Origin of the sequence: Streptomyces sp. NPDC052721, assembly GCF_040678315.1 — a bacterium.
In the GTDB taxonomy this organism is placed as follows: domain Bacteria; phylum Actinomycetota; class Actinomycetes; order Streptomycetales; family Streptomycetaceae; genus Streptomyces.
This window is the reverse complement of sequence record NZ_JBFATL010000078.1, coordinates 1-18,209: the sequence shown is the minus strand read 5'-3', so window position 1 is coordinate 18,209 and position 18,209 is coordinate 1. Positions and strand designations below refer to the sequence as shown.

The 18,209-nt window shown below is 70.8% G+C and carries 16 protein-coding genes; 11 read left to right on the top strand and 5 right to left on the bottom strand.

Features of this window, described 5'->3' with window-relative positions:
* Positions 1 to 196: 196 nt before the first annotated feature.
* Positions 197 to 751, bottom strand: coding sequence for a TetR family transcriptional regulator (locus AB0L21_RS38550; protein WP_365788657.1), 555 nt, complete (start codon positions 749 to 751; stop codon positions 197 to 199).
* A 395-nt stretch (positions 752 to 1,146) separates the two neighbouring features.
* Between AB0L21_RS38550 and AB0L21_RS38545 the strand changes: the two genes are divergently transcribed.
* Positions 1,147 to 2,241: an ABC transporter permease gene (locus AB0L21_RS38545; RefSeq protein WP_365707301.1), complete on the top strand. Its 1,095-nt coding sequence runs from the start codon at positions 1,147 to 1,149 to the stop codon at positions 2,239 to 2,241.
* A gap of 700 nt (positions 2,242 to 2,941) precedes the next feature.
* Here the strand turns inward: AB0L21_RS38545 and AB0L21_RS38540 are convergent.
* Positions 2,942 to 3,523 carry a TetR/AcrR family transcriptional regulator gene (locus AB0L21_RS38540; RefSeq protein ID WP_365707303.1) on the bottom strand — a complete coding sequence of 194 codons (582 nt, stop codon included), beginning with the start codon at positions 3,521 to 3,523 and terminating at the stop codon, positions 2,942 to 2,944.
* 141 nt (positions 3,524 to 3,664) lie between these two features.
* On the opposite strand from AB0L21_RS38540, the gene AB0L21_RS38535 reads away from it, so the two are divergent.
* Positions 3,665 to 4,960 carry a YbfB/YjiJ family MFS transporter gene (locus tag AB0L21_RS38535; protein ID WP_365788656.1) on the top strand — a complete coding sequence of 432 codons (1,296 nt, stop codon included), beginning with the start codon at positions 3,665 to 3,667 and terminating at the stop codon, positions 4,958 to 4,960.
* Here the strand turns inward: AB0L21_RS38535 and AB0L21_RS38530 are convergent.
* Together AB0L21_RS38530 and AB0L21_RS38525 are read right to left on the bottom strand one after the other, a co-directional pair.
* Complete coding sequence (locus AB0L21_RS38530; protein WP_365788655.1) at positions 4,939 to 5,670, bottom strand: SDR family oxidoreductase; 732 nt, start codon at positions 5,668 to 5,670, stop codon at positions 4,939 to 4,941. The genes AB0L21_RS38535 and AB0L21_RS38530 overlap by 22 nt on opposite strands.
* 352 nt (positions 5,671 to 6,022) lie before the next feature.
* Positions 6,023 to 6,469: a MarR family transcriptional regulator gene (locus AB0L21_RS38525; RefSeq protein WP_365707309.1), complete on the bottom strand. Its 447-nt coding sequence runs from the start codon at positions 6,467 to 6,469 to the stop codon at positions 6,023 to 6,025.
* Positions 6,470 to 6,557: 88 nt separating this feature from the next.
* Between AB0L21_RS38525 and AB0L21_RS38520 the strand changes: the two genes are divergently transcribed.
* The 6 genes from AB0L21_RS38520 to AB0L21_RS38495 all read left to right on the top strand — a co-directional run bounded on the left by AB0L21_RS38520 (position 6,558) and on the right by AB0L21_RS38495 (position 13,722).
* The gene (locus AB0L21_RS38520) at positions 6,558 to 7,166 is read left to right on the top strand and encodes a non-oxidative hydroxyarylic acid decarboxylases subunit B (RefSeq protein ID WP_365707311.1); all 609 of its coding nucleotides are present in this window, start codon (positions 6,558 to 6,560) and stop codon (positions 7,164 to 7,166) included.
* Between the two features lie 13 nt (positions 7,167 to 7,179).
* Entirely contained in the window at positions 7,180 to 8,604 is a 1,425-nt protein-coding gene (locus tag AB0L21_RS38515; RefSeq protein ID WP_365788654.1) for a non-oxidative hydroxyarylic acid decarboxylases subunit C, read from the top strand.
* A 26-nt stretch (positions 8,605 to 8,630) separates the two neighbouring features.
* Positions 8,631 to 8,867, top strand: a complete 237-nt coding sequence (locus tag AB0L21_RS38510; protein WP_365707315.1) for a non-oxidative hydroxyarylic acid decarboxylases subunit D — start codon at positions 8,631 to 8,633, stop codon at positions 8,865 to 8,867.
* A gap of 206 nt (positions 8,868 to 9,073) precedes the next feature.
* The gene (locus AB0L21_RS38505) at positions 9,074 to 11,818 is read left to right on the top strand and encodes an AAA family ATPase (protein ID WP_365788653.1); all 2,745 of its coding nucleotides are present in this window, start codon (positions 9,074 to 9,076) and stop codon (positions 11,816 to 11,818) included.
* A gap of 208 nt (positions 11,819 to 12,026) precedes the next feature.
* Positions 12,027 to 12,854, top strand: a complete 828-nt coding sequence (locus tag AB0L21_RS38500) for an alpha/beta fold hydrolase (protein ID WP_365788652.1) — start codon at positions 12,027 to 12,029, stop codon at positions 12,852 to 12,854.
* A 73-nt stretch (positions 12,855 to 12,927) separates the two neighbouring features.
* Positions 12,928 to 13,722, top strand: a complete 795-nt coding sequence (locus tag AB0L21_RS38495) for an oxidoreductase (RefSeq protein WP_365788651.1) — start codon at positions 12,928 to 12,930, stop codon at positions 13,720 to 13,722.
* Positions 13,723 to 14,325: 603 nt separating this feature from the next.
* On the opposite strand, the gene AB0L21_RS38490 is transcribed toward AB0L21_RS38495, so the two are convergent.
* Positions 14,326 to 15,291 (bottom strand): NADP-dependent oxidoreductase, encoded by a 966-nt coding sequence (locus AB0L21_RS38490; RefSeq protein ID WP_365788650.1) that lies wholly within the window; start codon positions 15,289 to 15,291, stop codon positions 14,326 to 14,328.
* 883 nt (positions 15,292 to 16,174) lie between these two features.
* Here AB0L21_RS38490 and AB0L21_RS38485 point away from each other — a divergent pair.
* The 3 genes from AB0L21_RS38485 to AB0L21_RS38475 all read left to right on the top strand — a co-directional run bounded on the left by AB0L21_RS38485 (position 16,175) and on the right by AB0L21_RS38475 (position 18,092).
* Positions 16,175 to 17,350 carry a PP2C family protein-serine/threonine phosphatase gene (locus tag AB0L21_RS38485; protein ID WP_365707325.1) on the top strand — a complete coding sequence of 392 codons (1,176 nt, stop codon included), beginning with the start codon at positions 16,175 to 16,177 and terminating at the stop codon, positions 17,348 to 17,350.
* 183 nt (positions 17,351 to 17,533) lie between these two features.
* Positions 17,534 to 17,956, top strand: a complete 423-nt coding sequence (locus tag AB0L21_RS38480) for a nuclear transport factor 2 family protein (RefSeq protein WP_365788649.1) — start codon at positions 17,534 to 17,536, stop codon at positions 17,954 to 17,956.
* Positions 17,916 to 18,092 carry a transposase gene (locus tag AB0L21_RS38475; protein ID WP_365707329.1) on the top strand — a complete coding sequence of 59 codons (177 nt, stop codon included), beginning with the start codon at positions 17,916 to 17,918 and terminating at the stop codon, positions 18,090 to 18,092. Before AB0L21_RS38480 ends, AB0L21_RS38475 begins: the two co-directional genes overlap by 41 nt.
* Positions 18,093 to 18,209: the final 117 nt, after the last annotated feature.

The following is an 18,209-nucleotide window of genomic DNA, read 5'->3' as shown; positions in this document are numbered from 1 at the left end:
AGGGCCGGGGCCCGGCACGCCGAGAGCACGCACCTGACGCCGCGCGGCCCGCCCTCCGGGCGGACGACGGGAGTTTGACGACAGGACCTAGCCCGGCTCGCGGTGGGGCCCTCGGGCGAGGAGGCAGGACGCACCACCCGGGAACAGGCGGCGGACGCGGCGCAGGAGCCGGGTGCTGCCCGCTGCGGATCCTTGCTCACTGGCTCAGCAGGCGCTGCACCAGGGGAAGCAGTTCCTGCGGGTCCGCCGCCGCCAACTCTGCGAACGCACCGGCGCTGCGTCCCATCAGCACGCCGATGAACGCGGCCGTCGCCACCTCGGCCCGCAACTGTGCCCGGTCCAGTCCCTGACCCGCGAAGATCTCCTTCAGGGGAGCGACCATACGGACCCGGAGTTCCTCGCGTGCGGTGCTCTCGATCGCCGGATCGCGGGGGCGCTGGACCGCGGCCTGGAAAATGGGGCCGGGACCGCGTTGCTCGATGCGCTCGAACAGCTCCCGCACCCGCTCGGTGTCGAACAGGTCCAACGGCGCGTCGTCGCCCTTCTCGGCGCGCAGCACGGCGATGAAGAGCTGAGCCTTGCTTCCGAAGTAACGGGCGATCAGAGCCTGGTCCACTCCCGCGCGTTCACCGATGTCCCGCACGGTAGTGCGTTCGAACCCGCGCTCGGCGAGCAACTCGCCCGCGGCCCGCACCAACAGCTCTTTGCTACGCGCCGAGTCCCTTCGGCGCGCGGGCTTCTCGGCGCTCATCGACGGACCGTCCCTCCTTCTGCGGCTGCTCCTGGCGGCGACTCTGCCATGTCCGGGCCGCCTCCGGCTCGCGGGGTGCCACGCCCTCACTGTGCGGATGCAGCTGCTCAGCACGCCATCCAGGTGGGCAGATCGCGTGAGTCGCATCACAGGGGCGGCATGGTCTACGGCATGGCTTAGTCGCCGGCCGGCCGCCCCGCATGGCCGCGACTGCGAGGTCGATCGGCTCCTGAGCCGGTTCTCCGAGCGGGCTGGTACTAGGGAGCCTCGTACCAGCTGTTCGCGGACGGGCTCCGAGGATGCTCCTACGATCGACATGTCAGCGCTTGCTGACATGTGGCCGGAGAGGCGCCCGCCACTCCCTGGGGTGCCGCGATTCACCAGGAGATGCGCACGTGCAGCAAGACACCTTCACGGCGGATACGAGCCCGGGCCGGGGCCGGCCCCGGCACCGCGCGGGTGCGCACACCGACGCGGCGCCGGTCCGACGCGGCTTGACCGGTCGCAAAGCGGTGCTGGCCCCGGTCGTCACCGTGCTCACCATCGGACTGGTGTTCATCACTGTCTTCCTCGCCGCCTTCCACACGCCCAGGGCCCACCGATTGCCGGTCGCGGTGGCCGCTTCGGACCGGGCGGCGGCACTCTTCGACGTGAGACTGCAGCGCGTGGCGCCCGACGCGTTTCAAGTCGAGCGCTACCGGGACGCGGACGCCGCCACGTCCGCGGTCGAGCACCGCACCGCGTACGCGGCCTACCTGGACACCTCCGGTTCGCCCCGTCTTCTGTACGCGGGCGCCAACGGCCTGGCCGTCAAGGCGATGGTCACACCGCTCGGCCAGGCCGCCACCCCTGACGGCAGCAAGATCAAGGTGCAGGACATCCTCCCGCTGTCGAAGGGGGACAGCCGCGGCCTGTCGGTCTTCTACGCCTCCTTCGGCCTCGTCCTGGCGGGATTCCTGTTCGGGCAGATGACCTACCAACTGGCGCCGCGGCTGCCCTTCGCGCAACGCGTGCTCAGTCTCGCGATCTTCGCGGTCGTGGGAGGCCTGGCCGCCACGCTCATCGCGGGCACGGTCTTCGACGCCATCCCGGGGTCCTTCATCCCCCTCGCGGGCGTCGTCACGCTCATGGCAGGGGCCGTGGCGGCCGGAACCGTCCTGCTCATCCGGATCTTCGGCCCGCTCGGCGTCCCGCTGGGCTCGATCTTCATGCTGGTGATGGGCAACGCGACGAGCGGCGGGGTCCTCCCCCCGTCCTTCCTGCCGGGCTGGCTGCAGCCGCTGGCCTCGGTGATGCCCGCCGGCGTCGGGGTACGGGCCATCAACGGGCTCGCCTACTTCCACAACGACGGAGTCGGGGAAGGTGTGACGATCCTCTGCGTCTGGGTGCTGTTCTGCGTCGGGGCCATCTTCAGCCTCGACCAGATCGCCGCGGCGCCGGCCATCGTCCACGTCGCCCACCGTGGAAAGCCCTCGGGAGCGGACGCCTGAACGCCGTCCGGCGTACGCCGGAATCCGTCGCCGCCGGGCTGCCCGCGCGACGCGTCGGAGGGTGTTGCGGCCACCCGTCGTCGAGCGGGAGGAAACCGTCGCCCTCCCGGACGCGTCCGGCGTCCGCTCCGGCGTTCCGCTGAGTCTTCGCCGCCGCGGTGTACGCCGGCCGTGTCCGCGGCGTCACCACGGACGACTCCGTCCCGCTCACCTCCAGCCTGCCTTTCCGGTGGTTCCGTCACGGACGTCCGCCACACCACGGAGCAGGAGCAGGCGTGGGCTTCGTCGTGGCTGCCACGGGCCGAGCCAGCCGCGTCTCGGACTGGCTGGAACGGGACGGCTGGAAGCGCCCGGAGCTGGAGGGCACGCGGATCAGCCTCACCTACGCGACGGCCTTCTTCGAGCGGAGGGGCCGGAAAACACCCGGGATCGGAGCGGCCGTGAACCGTTACGGCCAGCCGCCGAGGGCGGCACTCCGGCCGCGATCAACGCCGTGGAGTACGGCAGGGGGATGATCGTGCCGGCGGATACGCGACACCGCCCCGGCGCGACCCTGGAAGAACCGCGTGGCGACTCCGGCCTCGGCGCACCGGCGGCCGGCCGGCACCCCCGTGACAGCTCGGCCGGCCGCACGAGAGAGGCCGGAGGGGTGCCGGGGGCAGCTCGCGGCGCCGGTCATCGGATGCGGCGGAGGGATCCTTCAGCCGGAGCGGACGATCATGTCGACCAGGGTTGTGGCCACGGCCTTCAGCCGGGACGGATCCTGGTGCACGCTCTGCATGACGACGTTCCCACGGGTCATGGTGACCAGGACCCGTGCCGCCTCGGCCGGCGGGGCCGCCAGCCGGCCGGCCGCGTCGTCCTGGGAAAGCCGCTCGGTCAGGACCCGTTCCAGACCGTCCAGCATGCCGCGCAGCGCGGCCCGGATCGGCTCCGTTTCGGCCCGGGTATCGGTGGCCGTCTTGGTCGTCAGGCAGCCACGAGCGGGGACGCCCGCGGTCATGGACTCGACGGTGAAGTCGAAGAAGTCCAGCAGGGCCTGCCGTAGGTCGGGGTGGGCGAGTCGCGCGGCGGCGTCAGCGAGGAAGGCATCCCGATAGCCCTCGAAAACGCGCAGGAACAGCGACTCCTTGTCGCGGTACGCGTTGTACAGCGATCCACGCTGAACGCCCGCCGCGGCTGCCAGGTCCGCCATCGAGGTGGCGCCGTAACCCTGGCGCCAGAAGACATCGAGGACGTGTTCCAGCGCCTGCTTCTCGTCGAACTGACGTCGGCCTGCCATGCACCCCAAGGTAGCCATCTTTGACGTGGCCGTCAAAGTTTGCAACGCTGTCAAACATGACGAGGTTGTCAAAGATGGCAACCGTGCGGCCCCCGCCTCTCGCAGGAGCCGCCCCGCTCTCAGAAAGCCGGACTCTCCCGCATGACCATCTCCCCTGCACGACAGCTCCCGCCCTGGCGGGCGATCTCTGCGGGTGCCAGCGCGAGCTTCGTCGGCATCGGCCTGGCCCGCTTCGTCTACACCCCACTGCTGCCCGAGCTCATCCGCGACCACTGGTTCTCCCAGACGGCGGTCGCGTACCTGGGCGCCGCCAACCTCGCGGGATACCTGATGGGCGCGCTCGCCGCCCGCCCGGTCGGACGCCGGCTGGGAGACCCCCGGGCACTGCGCTGGTCGATGGTTCTGGCGACGGTGTCCATCCTGGCCTGCTGCGTTCCGGTGTCGGTGGCATGGTTCTTCCTCTGGCGCCTGGCTTCGGGCCTGGCCGGGGGCGTCATCATGGTCCGGGTGGCAGGCGCGGTCCTGCCGTACCTGCCGGACCGTCGGCGCGGCCTGGCCGGCGGTGCCGTCTTCATCGGCTTGGGTCTCGGCATCGCGGCGACAGGCACGCTGATCCCGCTCCTGCTGGAAAGGGGACTTCGCGCGACCTGGATCGGGCTCGCGGTCCTGTGCGCCGTCCTCACGGCCCTCAGTTGGCGCGGCTGGCCGACACCGGCCCGGACGGACCTCGTCGCCTCCCGGACGGCTCGCCCGCAGGGGCCCGCACCCAAGGAGCGGGGTTCCCTCAAGCTGAACCTGGCCCTCGGCGAGTACGCCCTGCTGTGCGTGAGCCTGGTCCCGGCCATGGAGTTCCTCGTGGACTTCGTCTCACGCGGCCTCGGCCAGGGTTCAGGCCGGGGCTCCCTCGTCTGGATCGTCTACGGCCTCGGGGCCATCCTCGGTCCCACCGCGTACGGGCTTCTCGCGGACCGGGTCGGCTACGCGGTCGCGCTGCGCATCGCCGCCGCTGTCCAGGTCACCGTACTCGGGGCGCTGTGCACGGTGCACGGACTGCTCGTGACCGTGCTGCTCAGCGTGGTCATCGGTTCCTTCCCGTCCGGAATCGTCCCTGTGTTCCTCGGGCGCGTGCACCAACTCGTGCCCGACCGCCCGGAGTCCCGGGCAGCCGCCTGGGGGAAGGCCACCATCGTCTCCGCCCTCTTCCTCGCCCTTTCCTCCTACGGCTTCTCCTACCTTTTCGACCGGAGTGGCGGAAACCACCGTCTCCTGTTCGCGATCGCCGTCGGCGCCGTGGTCGTCGGCCTTCTTGTCGACCTGGCGTGCCATCTGGCCCCTTCCGGCCGGGGCAGACGTTCCGGTTCGTCCGCGGAGGAACGCAGGCCGAACCCCGGGGCGGGCGGCTGTTCGGTGTCAGGTCAGGCGACCCAGTCCAGGTAGTGAACGCGGCCGATCGTCGCTCCGGACGGAGCGACGATCGCGTCCGAGGGGACGGCGGAGAACAGGCCCGCGGACTCGTCGGTGACGACGCTGCGCCGGTCGTGGCGGGCTCGGAGGGTCAGCCGGCCGAGTTCGTCGAGCGGGAAGACATCGGGGCCGGCGACGCTGAGCGTGTCGTTGAGCGGGGGCCCGGTGGCGACGCGGGCGAGCGTGTCGACGACCTCTCCGACCGCGATCGGCTGCAGCCGGGTGGTGGGAAGGCGCACGCTGTCGCTGTCGCTGGTCCAGTCCACGATCTTGTCGATGAACTCCATGAACTGGGTGGCGCGCACGATCGAATACGGAATGGGGCCTTCCCGTACGAGAGCCTCCTGCACGACCTTGGCGTTGTAGTAGTCGACATCGGGGACGCGGTCGATACCGACGATCGACAGCAGGACGATGTGGCCGACTCCCGCCTGCTCGGCAGCCCGCAGGAGATTGGCCGTGGTCGTGCGGAAGAAAGGGATCGCCTTCTCGTCGAAGCTGGGCGCGTCGATGGTGTCGACCACGACGTCAGCCGCCACCAGCGCGTCCCGCAGCCCCTCTCCTGTCAGGAGGTCGAGACCGCTGGATCTGCCGTGCGCGACGGCCTCGTGGTGGTTGGCTCTCAGCCTGTCCACGAGTCGGGACCCGACGAACCCGGTACCACCGATGACTGCGATTCTCACGGCAAGGGCTCCTTGGTGGACGGTGATGCGGAGCCGCACGGTCGTCGACCCGTGCGGCTGGGGCAGATGATGACGGGCGGCTCCTCACACCGGGTGACCCCCGGCTGCACGTGGCCTCGCCGGCATCTGCCGGGCCGGGCCCGGCGGAGAGGCCGTCACACGGCCGGTTCCACCTCACCCACGGCGTGAGCAGGCTCTGCCCCCTTCCAAGCCTGGCTCACACTCACATCCCCCGCCAGCGCGACAGTCGGCAACCCCTCTCAGTCGACCGGCTCACCCATCGGCGTCGGCGGCAAGCGACCACTTCGAGCTGTTCGTCGAGCCGGACGGATTGCTGCGTGCGGGCTCGGGCTCACTGCTCGGCACTGAGTTTGGCCAGCAGTGCCTGCAGCTGCTCCCGCTCGTCGGGGGTGAGACGGTCGAGCAGTTGCCGGGAGATGCGGTCGGCGACCGGAGCCGTCCGGCGCACCTCCTCCAGTCCCGCGTCGGTGAGCTCGATCAGCCGGCGGCGCCGGTCGGCCGGATCCACGGTCCGGGTGATCAGACCACGCTGTTCCAGCCGCAGCAGAACCGCGGCGAGGGTCGCCTTGTCGATCCCTGCCGCTCCGGCCACGGCCGACTGCTCGATGCCGGGCCATTCCCGGACCGCGTACAGGACCGCGTACTGCGGCTTGGTGAGCTGTGGCACCCGGGCCTGCCAGTGCGCGCCGTGCTCCTGCAACACGCGCCGCATCAGGTGGAAGGTGTGCCGGTACAGCTCGGCGCCGGCGAGCGGGGAGGGCACTTGGTGATCGCGCATGCCTCCATGATAGGCAGTGGACGAATAGTTCGTACACGAATAGTATGCTGACTAACGTTACGTTGGCGAACCTGTGAGGTGTCCGTCCATGCGGCTGATCATCGGAATGACCGGTGCCACCGGCGCACCCCTCGGGGTACGCCTTCTGGAGGTCCTGCGCGACATGGAGAACGTGGAGACCCATCTGGTGCTGAGCCGATGGGCACGCACCACCATCGAACTGGAGACCGCTTTCTCGGTCCGCGAGGTGGCGAAGCTCGCCGACGTGGTCCACGGGCCGGGGGATCAGGCGGCGACGATCTCCTCCGGCTCCTTCCGGACCGACGGGATGGTCGTGATCCCGTGCAGCATGAAGACCCTCGCCGGGATCCGGGCGGGCTACGCGGACGGCCTGGTGGGACGCGCCGCCGACGTCGTGCTCAAGGAACGGCGCAAGCTCGTGCTCGTGCCGCGCGAGACCCCGTTCAACGAGATCCACCTGGAGAACATGCTCGCCCTGTCCCGGATGGGCGCGGTGATGGTCCCGCCCATGCCCGCCTTCTACAACGGCCCCGAGACCATCGACGACGTCGTCGACCACATCGTGGCCCGCGTCCTCGACCAGTTCGGTCTCTCCGCCCCCGGGGCCCGGCGCTGGGGCGGCCTGAATGCCGCGGGGACACCCGCGACCGCCTCGCAGCGCACACACCGCAAGTAGAGGAACAACCCCCATGGCCTACGACGATCTGCGCGCATTCCTCCAAGAACTGGACACGAATGGGCAGTTGCTCCACATCACCGACGAGGTCGCCCCCGAGCCGGACCTCGCCGCCGCCGCCAACGCCGCCGGACGCATCGGCGAGGGCGCCCCCGCCCTGTACTTCGACAACGTCACCGGCTTCACCGACGCCCGTATCGCGCTGAACGTCCACGGTTCCTGGCGCAACCACGCGCTCGCCCTGGGCCTGCCCGCCGACACCCCGCTCAGGGAGCAGGTCGAGGAGTTCGCGCGCCGCTGGGACGCCTTCCCGGTGGCCCCGGAGCGTCGCAGCGACGCACCCTGGTCGCAGAACACTCTGCAGGGCGACGACGTCGACCTGTTCAAGGTGCTTCCGCTGTTCCGCCTCAATGACGGCGACGGCGGCTTCTACCTCGACAAGGCCGCCGTGGTCTCCCGCGACCCGGAGGACCCGGGCAACTTCGGCAAGCAGAACGTCGGCGTCTACCGCATCGAGGTCATCGCCGCCGACCGCCTGGCCGTTCAGCCCGTCCCCGCGCACGACGTCGCCCTGCACCTGCGCAGGGCCGAGGAACGCGGCGAGGACCTCCCCATCGCCATCACCCTGGGCAACGACCCCGTCATCTCGATCGTCGCCGGCATGCCGATGGCCTACGACCAGAGCGAGTACGAGATGGCAGGCGCCCTGCGCGGCGCCCCCGCCCCGATCGCCACCGCGCCACTGACCGGCTTCGACGTGCCGTGGGGCTCCGAGGTGGTCATCGAGGGCGTCATCAAGGGGCGCGAGCGCCAGATCGAGGGTCCCTTCGGGGAGTTCACCGGCCACTACTCCGGTGGCCGCCGGATGCCCGTGATCCGCGTCGACCGCATCTCCTACCGCACGGACCCCGTCTTCGAGTCGCTCTACCTCGGGATGCCGACGACCGAGATCGACTACCTGGTCGGCCCCAACACCTGTGTGCCGCTGCTGAAGCAACTGCGCGCGGAGTTCCCCGAGGTACAGGCGGTCAACGCGATGTCCACCCACGGACTGCTGCTGGTCATCTCCACCGCCAAGCGGTACGGCGGTTTCGCCAAGGCCGTCGCCATGCGGGCCATGACCACGCCGCACGGACTCGGCTACGCCAAGACCGTCATCGTCGTGGACGAGGACGTGGACCCCTTCGACCTGCCCCAGGTGATGTGGGCCCTGTCGACGAAGGTGAACCCGGCCGGCGACATCGTGAACCTGCCGAACCTGTCGGTGATGGAACTCGACCCGGGCTCCCAGCCCCCGGGCATCACCAACAAACTGATCATCGACGCCACCACGCCGGTCGCTCCGGACGACCGGGGTCACTTCAGCACCCCGGTGAAGGACTTGCCCGAAACGAAGGAGTGGATCGGCCGCCTGCAGCGGCTGATCGCCGCCCGCTGACCGCCCTTCGACCACCAGGACACCCCATGAGCTGCCCCCGCTGTGACACCGAGACCATCGCCACACTCGCCACCTCGCCCGTTCCCGGCGTCTGGGACGTGCTGCAGTGCCGGCGATGCCTGTACACATGGCGCACCACCGAGCCGCCCCGACGGACGACCCGGGCCCACTACCCGCATGAGTTCCGCCTGACCGCGGCCGACATCGACAACGCTCCCGAGGTCCCCGCCATACCCCCGCTCGGCGCCGGCGCCGTGCGGTGAAGGGCTCTGTCGCGTAGCCGGTGATGGCCGCACGTCATCTCGTGCCGGGCCGGGCCGTGCGTGAGGGCGAGGCCCCGTGGTGCGCGGCCCGATCACCGCAGGCCGTCGTACAGCCGCGGCCCCGTCCCGCGCTAACGTGTCCTCACCACCGGCGATGACGGTGTGTCCGCAGGTGGCCAGGGCGAATCCGGAGAGGGACGGGTCAGGTGACGAAGGAGGAGGATCGGCTCATCGGGCGGCAGCAGGAGCTCGCGCGGTTGCAGCAGGTACTGGCGGCTCCCCCGCACTCCGCGTTCGCCGTGCTGCGCGGTGAAGCGGGCACGGGCAAGAGCGCGCTGCTCCAGGCCACCGTGGCCCTGGCCGGCGAGGCGGGACTGCGGGTCGTGAGCGCTTCCGGTGTCGAGGCGGAGTCCGCACTCCCGTTCGCGGGTCTGCACCAACTCCTCATACCGCTTCTCTCCTACGGCGCCCGCTTGCCCGACGCATCACGGTCGGTCCTGGAACAGGTCACGGGTCTGCGCGCCGGCTCGGCTCCGGGCGTGACGGAGGTCGCCGGCGCGATGCTCTCGCTCATCGCCGCGGCGGCGGACGACCGTCACCTGTTCTTCGCGGTCGACGACGCGCACTGGTTCGACGGCGAGAGTGCCCGCGTCTGCGCCTTCGTGATGCGCCGAGCCGGGGCAGTCGGCGGTCGGGGCGTCATCACCGTACGGGCGGACGTACCGTCCGCGTTCGACGACATCGCGCTGGAGGAGATCGAGGTCGGACCACTGGGCGGCCAGGAGGCGGCGGCGCTGCTGGAGCGCACCGGCGGCCATCTGGACCCGCACGCCCGTGAGCGCGTGCTGCACTGGGCCGAGGGCAACCCGCTCGCCCTCGTCGAGCTCCCGAAGACGGCCGGGCGCGTGCCTGCTTCCCCGGTCGAGCAGGCGTCTCCGCTGCCCCTCACGCGTCGCTTGGAGAACCTGTACCGGCACCGGATCTCCGAACTGGCGCCTTCCACACAGCAGGCTCTGTTGCTCGCGGCCCTCGACGGCCTGTCCTCCGTGACCGGGCCCCGCCGTCCGGCACTGGAACGGCGGCTGGGAGACGTCGACGAGGCCATCGGCCGCGGACTCCTGCTGGTCAACCCGGTCACCGGCCAGCTCGGTTTCCGGCACCCGCTCGTACGTTCCGCGGTCGTCCAGCTCGCCACGCCCAACCGCCGACGGGCGGCGCACGCCGAACTCGCCGAGCTGTATCCGGACGACCAGGAGCGGCGGGCGCGCCACCTCGCCGAGGCGACAGTGGACCCCGACGAGAAGGTCGCCGCGCTGCTGGAACGTGCTGCCGAGGCAGCGACCAGGCGAGGAGCCTCCTCGGTCGCGGTGAACTGGCTGGAGCGGTCCGCGCAGCTCAGCGAGAGACCGGACCAGCGCTCCCGGCGACTGGCGGAGGCGGCCTTCGTCGCCGGGCAGTCGGCCCAGCTCGAACGGGCACAAGAGCTGTCGGAGATCGCGGACGGGGGTACGGCGGAGACCGGCACGATCATCACCGAGAGCTACGCGGCCCTGTACCGGGACGGCGAAGTACGCACCACGCATCGGAAGGTCGTCGCCACCTTGGAACGGCTCGACCCCGTGCGGGACAAGTCCGCGGTGGAGCGACTGATCAATCTGCTGCTGGTGATCTCCCTCTTCGCGGCCGACACCACGACCTGGTCGATCACCGAGTCGTGTGTGGACCGGTTCTGCGACCCTGCCGATCCCGAAGGTTCCGCCAGCCGTCTGTACCGCGACACGTGGGGCGACGTCGTCCGCCGGGGCGCGGGCGGTGTGGAACGACTGCGGCAGGAGTTCGTCCGCACCACCGCCGAGCGGCCGTGGGATGCCATGCGGCTGCTGGTCACCGCCTACTACCTGGATGCACTCGACGAGTTCCGCACCCTGCTGGCCCGCCTCGTTGCCCGGGAGCGGGATGCGGGCGCCGCCGGAAACGCCATGACGTTGCTCCAGCTCCAGATGCTGGACCACATGGGGGCGGGCCGCTGGGCCGAGGCCGAGCGGACGGGCCGCCGTGGTCTGGAACTGACCTCCCGCCACGGCTACGCGCTCTTCGCCCACCAGTTCCGCGCGTTTCTCGCGATGCTCGCCGCCTACCGCGGCGACACCGACTCCGCGGACGGTCATCGCAGGGCGGTGGAGGCCTGGGCCGGGCCACGCGGAATCGGGTACCTGACCCAGTACGCGAACGCCGTCGGCGTGGTGGCGGCACTGGCTCGCTCGGACCATGCGACCGCGTACGGCTTCGCGACCGCCATCACCGCACCCGGCGGGTTCGCTCCCCACTCCCAGCAGGCGCCGCGCACCCTGCTGGACTTCGTCGACGCGGCCGTACGCAGCGGACACCTCGAAGAGGCCCGCCGCCACACGCAGGCGGCCCTCGCCGCCGGGCTGCCCGCTCTCTCCCCCCGACTGGCGCTCGTCACGGCGGCGGCACAGGCCATGACGGCGCAGGAGCACGCATCCGCTCTGTACGAGCAGGCCCTCGCACTGCCGGGTGCGGCTCTGTTCCCGTTCGAGGCCGCCCGCATCCGCCTCGCCTACGGGGAGCGGCTGCGCCGCGACCATGAAACGAGAGCCGCGCGCGAGCAACTGGAGGAGGCCCTGCGGATCCTCACCGACCTCGGCGGCCATCCCTGGGCCGAACGGGCCCGTGCGGAGCTCACGGCCGCCGGGGCCGGCATCGGCACGCGGAGCGGCGGATGGCAGTCGCTGACCGTGCAGGAGCGGCAGATCGCACAGCTCGCGGCAACCGGACTGACGAACAAGGAGATCGGCGCGAAGCTGTTCCTGTCACCCCGTACGGTCAGCTCCCACCTGTACCGCATCTTCCCTAAACTGGGGATCACCAGCCGCGCCGCACTCCGGGACGCCCTCGACGCCGGTGCCGTCCCGCCCGACGAGGGCTGACCTGGCCCGGCACCCTCCTGCCCACCACTCCTCGCACCCGCCGGTGGCACACGGAAGCCGTGGGCACACCCGCCCATGATCCCTCAGTCATGGCCCAACCTCACGGTTTGCGTCATCTGACTGAGCCGACCGGGATGACGCTGACGGCACCTTGGAGAGCACCACGAGGAGGCCGCATCAGGCGGTCCTGCGTCCCAAGGAGGCTCTCATGACGGACCAGCGCACCCCCGTCGTCCTGATCCACGGGCTGTGGCTGCACTCGTCCTCCTGGCACCCCTGGATGGAGCTGCTGGACGCCGAAGGGTTCGCGCCCCTCGCCCCCGGCTGGCCCGGCGAACCGGCCAGCCCGACCGACGCGCGGTCGCATCCGCAAGCCGTGGCGGGAGCAGGCATCGCCGATGTCACCGAGCACTACGCAGCCGTCATCAGGGCGCTGCCTGCCGAGCCCGTGCTCATCGGGCACTCGTTCGGCGGTCTGATCGCCCAGAAGCTGCTCGGTCTCGGACTGGGGCGAGCCGCTGTGGCGATCGACCCCGCGCCGGTCAAGGGCGTCAAGCCCCTGCCGTTCACACAGTTGCGCTCCGCCTCCCCCGTTCTGCGCAACCCGGCCAACCGTTCCCGGGCGGTCTCCCTCACGGCGGCGCAGTTCCGCTACGCGTTCGGCAACGCCATCCCCCCGGAGGAGTCCGACGCCCTGTACGAGGCGTACGCCATCCCCTCCCCCGGCCGGCCGCTGTTCGAAGCGGCGTTCGCCAACTTCTCCCGCAGGTCACCGGCCGCCGTCGACACCGGCAACAGCCACCGTGGCCCTCTGTTGCTGATGTCCGGCCAGCGCGATCACACCGTGCCGGACGTCGTCACCCGCGCCGCCTACAAGTTGTACGGCGACTCGACCGCGACCACCGACCTCAAGCAGTTCCCGGACCGCGGTCATTCGCTGGTCATCGACCAGGGCCGACGGGCCGTCGCCGACTGCGCGCTGGGCTGGCTGGCGCGCCAGGGCATCACCGGCCGGTCCGCCACGGCCGGCTTCTGAACCCTCGGCATCGCCCCGTCCGTCCCCCGCTTCTGCGGACCACCCCGCACATCGGACAACAAGGAGCACCATCATGGACCTGCACCTCAAGGGCAAGACCGTCGTCGTCACCGGCGCGAGCCGCGGCATCGGACTGGCCGTCACCCGGGCCTTCGTCGGGGAAGGCGCGCGCGTCGTGGCCGGCGCCCGCACCAACAGTCCGGAACTCGACGAACTGGCGGTCACCGGAAGTGTGGTCCCGGTGACCGCCGACCTGGCGACCGCGGCCGGCGTGGAGACGCTCATCGAGACCGCGGTGGAGCGGTTCAACGGCATCGACGTCCTGGTCAACAACGTGGGCAAGGCCCAGCCGCGCCTCGGCGGCTTCGCCTCCGTCACCGACGAACAGTGGCTGGAGACCCTGACCGTCAACCTGCTGAGCGCGGTGCGCGCCTCCCGCGCGGCTCTTCCCGCGCTGCTCGCCTCACGGGGGTCGATCGTCACGATCAGCTCGGTCAACGCCTTCCTGCCCGATCCCGGCGTCATCGACTACACGGCGTCCAAGGCCGCCCTGACCAACTTCTCCAAGGCTCTGTCCAAGGAAGTGTCACCGCAGGGCGTACGCGTCAACACCGTCGCGCCCGGTCCGGTGAGCACCGACCTGTGGATCGGTCCCGGGGGCATGGCCGAGACCATCGCGGCCGCCATGGGCGTCGAGCCGCAGGAAGCCGTGGACCAGGCGATCAACAGCCTGGGGGGCTTCGCAACCGGTCGCTTCACCAGGCCCGACGAGGTCGCCGACCTCGTCCTGATGCTCGCCAGCGATCGCACCGCCAACATCACCGGCGCCGACTTCACCATCGACGGCGGCCTCATCAAGACCCTCTGACCCGTCCCTCGGACTGTCTGCGTCCGCTCCCCTTGCCCGGGGAGCGGACGCAGACGTGGCTTCGGCCTCCTGTCCGCCGAAAGTCTTCGGGAAGCCGGCGGCGGCCCGGTGTGGCCGCGAGGATCTCGCGGCGGCTTGTTCGAGCCGTTCGCGTGGCATGGCAGAGCCGGTAGGGATCGGTGTACGCGCGGAGATCGCCGACGGGCACGCAAGTCGGTGAGCCGATGGCCGTACGGCTGGGGGAGGGCGGCGACCGGCAGGCCTCGGCGTACCTCGACTCCGGCCCGTGGGGGGCGGGGCGCGCACAGGGCCGCCTTGAGCGGCGGACCCAGCAGGTGATCACGCGACCGGGCGGGATCGGACGGGCATCCGTCCGTCCGCAGGCGGTCGGGGTCCGACGCGGTGTGCCGCCCGCGGGGCGGATGCGCGGTGGTCAACCCGTCGCAGGACCGCGGCGAGGCGATCAGCGCCTGTGGCCCAGCTGTGCGGTGGACGTCTGCGACGGCGGTGCGAGCTTCCTTGGCGATCGGTGACGGATGCGTCGTCGGTCGCATGCGTCATGGGCCACCGGGCGATCGACCCGGTGACCCACGACCTCCCGATTCAGGCGGCGCCGTTGCCCTCGCTCACCCGGATCACGATCTTCCCGCGGGGATGCTCCGACCGCAGGGCCTCGTAGGCGGCGCGTGTCTCGGACAGGGGGACGACACGGTCCACGACCGGGGTGAGGCGACCGCTGTCGATCAGCTCGGTGACGGCCTCCAGACCGGTACGGTCCGGCTCGACGACGAAGAACACCCCGCGTGCTCCGTGCGATTCGGCGTCATCCGGACGGGGCGGCTGCACGATGCTGATCAACGTCCCGCCCGGGCGGAGAACCGCCCACGAGCGGGCCAGGGTGTCGCCGCCGACCGTGTCCAGCACAACGTCGGCGCCGTCCACATGGTCCTCGAAGCGGTCGCCGGCGTAGTCGAGGACCCGGTCCGCGCCGAGCCCCGCGACGAATTCCCGGTCTCGTGCGGCAGCCGTTGCCGTCACTCGCGCGCCGAGCGCCACGGCGATCTGCACGGCGAAGGAGCCGACACCCCCAGCGCCTCCGTGGACCAGGACGTGCTGCCCGGCCGTCAGCGAGGCATGACCCACCAGGGCCTGCCAGGCCGTGAGCGCCGCCAGGGGGACGGCCGCCGCGTCGGCGTGATCCAGCCGGGACGGCTTGACGGCCAGCGCCTCCGCAGGGACGGTGACGTACTCGGCAGCGGCTCCGTCACGCGTGAACGGGATCAGCCCGTACACCTCGTCACCCACGGCGAGACCGGTCACCGCCGAACCGAGTTCGGCGACGACGCCGCTGACCTCGTGCGAGGGAACGACCGGCGTACGGTCACGGCCGGTCCCGTCGAAGCTGTCGGTCCATGTGGCGTCCCAGGCAAGCTCCCCGTTGGTAATGGAGGCCGCGCGCACGGACACAAGTACGTCACCCGCGGCCGGCTCGGGACGGGGCGCGCTTTCGCACACCAGTTGCTCCGGACCGCCCCGCTTGTGGGCTCGAACAGCGCGCATGGTGCTCATCAGTCCATCACTCCTTGCGATGAGGGCGGTGCTCGACCGGCCCTGGCCCCGTGCCCCCGTGGACTCCTTGCGGGCGTGTGGTTCCGGTTCAGGATGCGGGACATCAGAACGGGTGGCTTCCGTCACGTGACTCAAACCGGTGACGGACCGGAGCATGATCGCCTCGCGGGTCGCCCCGGTGCTGACGATGGTGATGACCGACGCGGATGGCCGGTCAGCACCCCTGTGCCGTCCTGAGCCTGCGCAGAGCCGCGGCCACCGGAGCGGGAAGCGTACACGCGCCTGCTCAAGCGGCTCGCCGCACTGGACCCAGCCGACACCACGGCGGCTGCCGGGCGATCCGGACACTCCAGAAGGACGGCGCCGACCGCCTCGTGAGGCGGGCCCTCATCGCCCCGGAGCCGGGCGGCCGGCGACCCGTCTCCGGCCCCTTCGATCTGCTCGTCGGCGACCCGGCTCCGGCGGCTCCGCCGTGTGGATCGTCGCCGAGAACGGCCGGGTGATCCGTCGGTACGCCGCCGAGAGCGACCCCGATGGGGAGAGCTGGGCCGGACACCGAGGTACGCGGGCACGGCCGGCCCTCACCGCAAGGTGCCGGCCACGGCGCGTTCCCCCGGGACGCTCTGCGCGTGAGACCCCTCGCTGGTGCACCCGGCCCCGGCAGCGGCCCGGCCATCGGTCCCCCACAGCCCCGCTCAGCCTGCCCGGCCGGCCGGCGATCTTGCGTCCCACGGGCCGACTACAGCCCTCGGACACACGTGATCGTGCGGCGTTCAGTGGTGGCCGCCGAAGGCGTCGAGCAGCCCGGTATGCGGTGCTGTGCCGGTGCCGGGCGAAGCCTCGCCGAGGGATGTGCGCTGCAACAAGGTGTATACCGATATGTATGGGTGCGGGGCGTGTGCCGGTGGACCGCCTCCCGGAGCAGCAGCTGGGCCGCAGGCTGGTGGCGATCCCCCTTGCGCTGATCGTCGTGATCACTGTGGTGGATATCCAATCCCCGCCGGACGTTCATCTGGGTCCCTTGCTGGTGGTTGCGCCGGCGCTCACCGCGTCCCTGGCCGGCCCGCGACTGACCGCCCTCGTGGGGGCGCTGGCTGTGGCCGCCCAGGTGCTCATCGGGATGCTCCACGACGGGCTGACCACGCCCAACCATCTCTCGCAGACCATCGCCCTGACCGTGCTGTCCGCCTTGGTCGTCTTCGTCTGCCACGTGCGCGAGCGGCGCAGCCGGGAACTGAACCGGGCGCGGTCAGTGGCCGAGACGGCGCAGCTCGTGCTGCTGCGGCCACCACCCCGCCGGATCGGGCCGCTGCGGGTGGCCTGGCGGTACCTGGCAGCCGAGGACGAGACACGAATCGGCGGCGACCTGTTCGCGATCGCGCGCTCCGACCGCGGCACCCGGGTGATCATCGGTGACGTCCGGGGCAAGGGACTGGCCGCCATCGGCGAGGCATCGATGGTACTGGGCGCGTTCCGCGAGGGCGCGCACCGCTACGCCACCCTGCCCCAACTCGCCGCGGCTCTGGAGGTCAGCGTCTGCAAAAGCCTGGAGGACGTGGCAGACACCGAGCACGACCCGGGCGAGCACTTCATCACCGCTCTGCTGCTCGACATCCCCGACCACGGGTCACAGGCGGAGATGGTCAACTTCGGCCACCCCTCGCCCCTGCTGCTGCACGATCACCGGGTCACCGCCCTGCACGCACGACGTCCCGTCCCTCCCTTGGGTGTGTGCGAACTGCCCGCCCCCAGCCACCACCCCGACCCTTTCTCGTTCGAGGACGGCGACATGTTGCTGCTCTACACCGACGGCGTCGTCGAAGCCCGCTCACCCGACGGAGCCTTCTACCCCCTCACCGAGCGCGCCGTCTCCGTCCCCACGTCCGGGCCTGAAGCCCTGGTCCGCGGCATCCACCACGATCTGCTGGATCACATCGGCGACGAACCCGGAGACGACGCCGTCCTCCTGGTCATCGAACGCTACGCCGCACACCACCTCCACCGGCCGCACATCAGGACCCGCCCGCTCACCGGTCGACGTCGGCTCGACTCCGGCTGAAGCCGGTTCCGGGGGACCCTTCCTGCATGCTCGGCTCGGCGGGCGCCGTGCACTTCCGAGGAGTTCACTGCGTCGTGGCCGGCAGTCAAATGACTGAAGCAGGGCGGGGGCGGCTCGACAACTCTGGATGTCATCGGACGTGGAACAGGCATGTTCGGGACCTGGCAAAGGAGAGAGGCATCGATGGGACACGATGACGTGGCAGTGGTGCGTGCGGCCTACGAGGCGATCAACACGGGGGACGCAGCGGCCGCGGTGGCGCTCGTCCATCCGGAGATCACCATCCGGCAGTCCGACAAGCTGCCGTGGGGCGGCTCCTACCGCGGGCTGTCAGGCTTCCGAGACTTCTTCGGCGCCGTCAGCGCACACCTCAACAGCCAGGTGGAGCACGAGGCCATTTACCAGGCCGGAGACAGAGTGGTCCAGCTGGGACGCACCCATGGCACCCTGCGGGGCAACGGCCGTCCCTTCGACTCTCGCGAGGTCCACATCTGGCGGATCAGCGACAACCTGATCAGCACTCTGGAGATCTACGTCGAGGACGAGGTGTTCCTCGCGGCGCTCGATGGGGGGCGGCCGGTGGCGGGATCATCGCGCAGCGACTGACGCGATCGCCTTCACGTTCCAGGCCGGAACGCGGTGGGTTCACCTGCCGGAGAAGTACGGCGACTGGAGAGGCGTCTGCAACCGGCTGCGGATGTGGGGTCGAGGGCACCTGGGAGCGGGTGTTCACCGCCGCTGATGGCCCAGGCCGACGCCGCCGACTCCTAGGCCCTGTCGTCAAACTCCCGTCTGCCGCGCGACGCCATGCACGCACTCTCGCCGCACCGGGCCCCGACCCAAGTACATCCAGTACGAG

Coding starts and splice junctions, on each gene's coding strand:
- AB0L21_RS38500 (WP_365788652.1), top strand. CDS start 12,027: ATGACGGACCAGCGCACCCCCGTCGTCCTGATCCACGGGCTGTGGCTG.
- AB0L21_RS38540 (WP_365707303.1), bottom strand. CDS start 3,523: ATGGCAGGCCGACGTCAGTTCGACGAGAAGCAGGCGCTGGAACACGTC.
- AB0L21_RS38490 (WP_365788650.1), bottom strand. CDS start 15,291: ATGAGCACCATGCGCGCTGTTCGAGCCCACAAGCGGGGCGGTCCGGAG.
- AB0L21_RS38515 (WP_365788654.1), top strand. CDS start 7,180: ATGGCCTACGACGATCTGCGCGCATTCCTCCAAGAACTGGACACGAAT.
- AB0L21_RS38520 (WP_365707311.1), top strand. CDS start 6,558: ATGCGGCTGATCATCGGAATGACCGGTGCCACCGGCGCACCCCTCGGG.
- AB0L21_RS38475 (WP_365707329.1), top strand. CDS start 17,916: ATGGGGGGCGGCCGGTGGCGGGATCATCGCGCAGCGACTGACGCGATC.
- AB0L21_RS38535 (WP_365788656.1), top strand. CDS start 3,665: ATGACCATCTCCCCTGCACGACAGCTCCCGCCCTGGCGGGCGATCTCT.
- AB0L21_RS38480 (WP_365788649.1), top strand. CDS start 17,534: ATGGGACACGATGACGTGGCAGTGGTGCGTGCGGCCTACGAGGCGATC.
- AB0L21_RS38485 (WP_365707325.1), top strand. CDS start 16,175: ATGGGTGCGGGGCGTGTGCCGGTGGACCGCCTCCCGGAGCAGCAGCTG.
- AB0L21_RS38510 (WP_365707315.1), top strand. CDS start 8,631: ATGAGCTGCCCCCGCTGTGACACCGAGACCATCGCCACACTCGCCACC.
- AB0L21_RS38550 (WP_365788657.1), bottom strand. CDS start 751: ATGAGCGCCGAGAAGCCCGCGCGCCGAAGGGACTCGGCGCGTAGCAAA.
- AB0L21_RS38525 (WP_365707309.1), bottom strand. CDS start 6,469: ATGCGCGATCACCAAGTGCCCTCCCCGCTCGCCGGCGCCGAGCTGTAC.
- AB0L21_RS38495 (WP_365788651.1), top strand. CDS start 12,928: ATGGACCTGCACCTCAAGGGCAAGACCGTCGTCGTCACCGGCGCGAGC.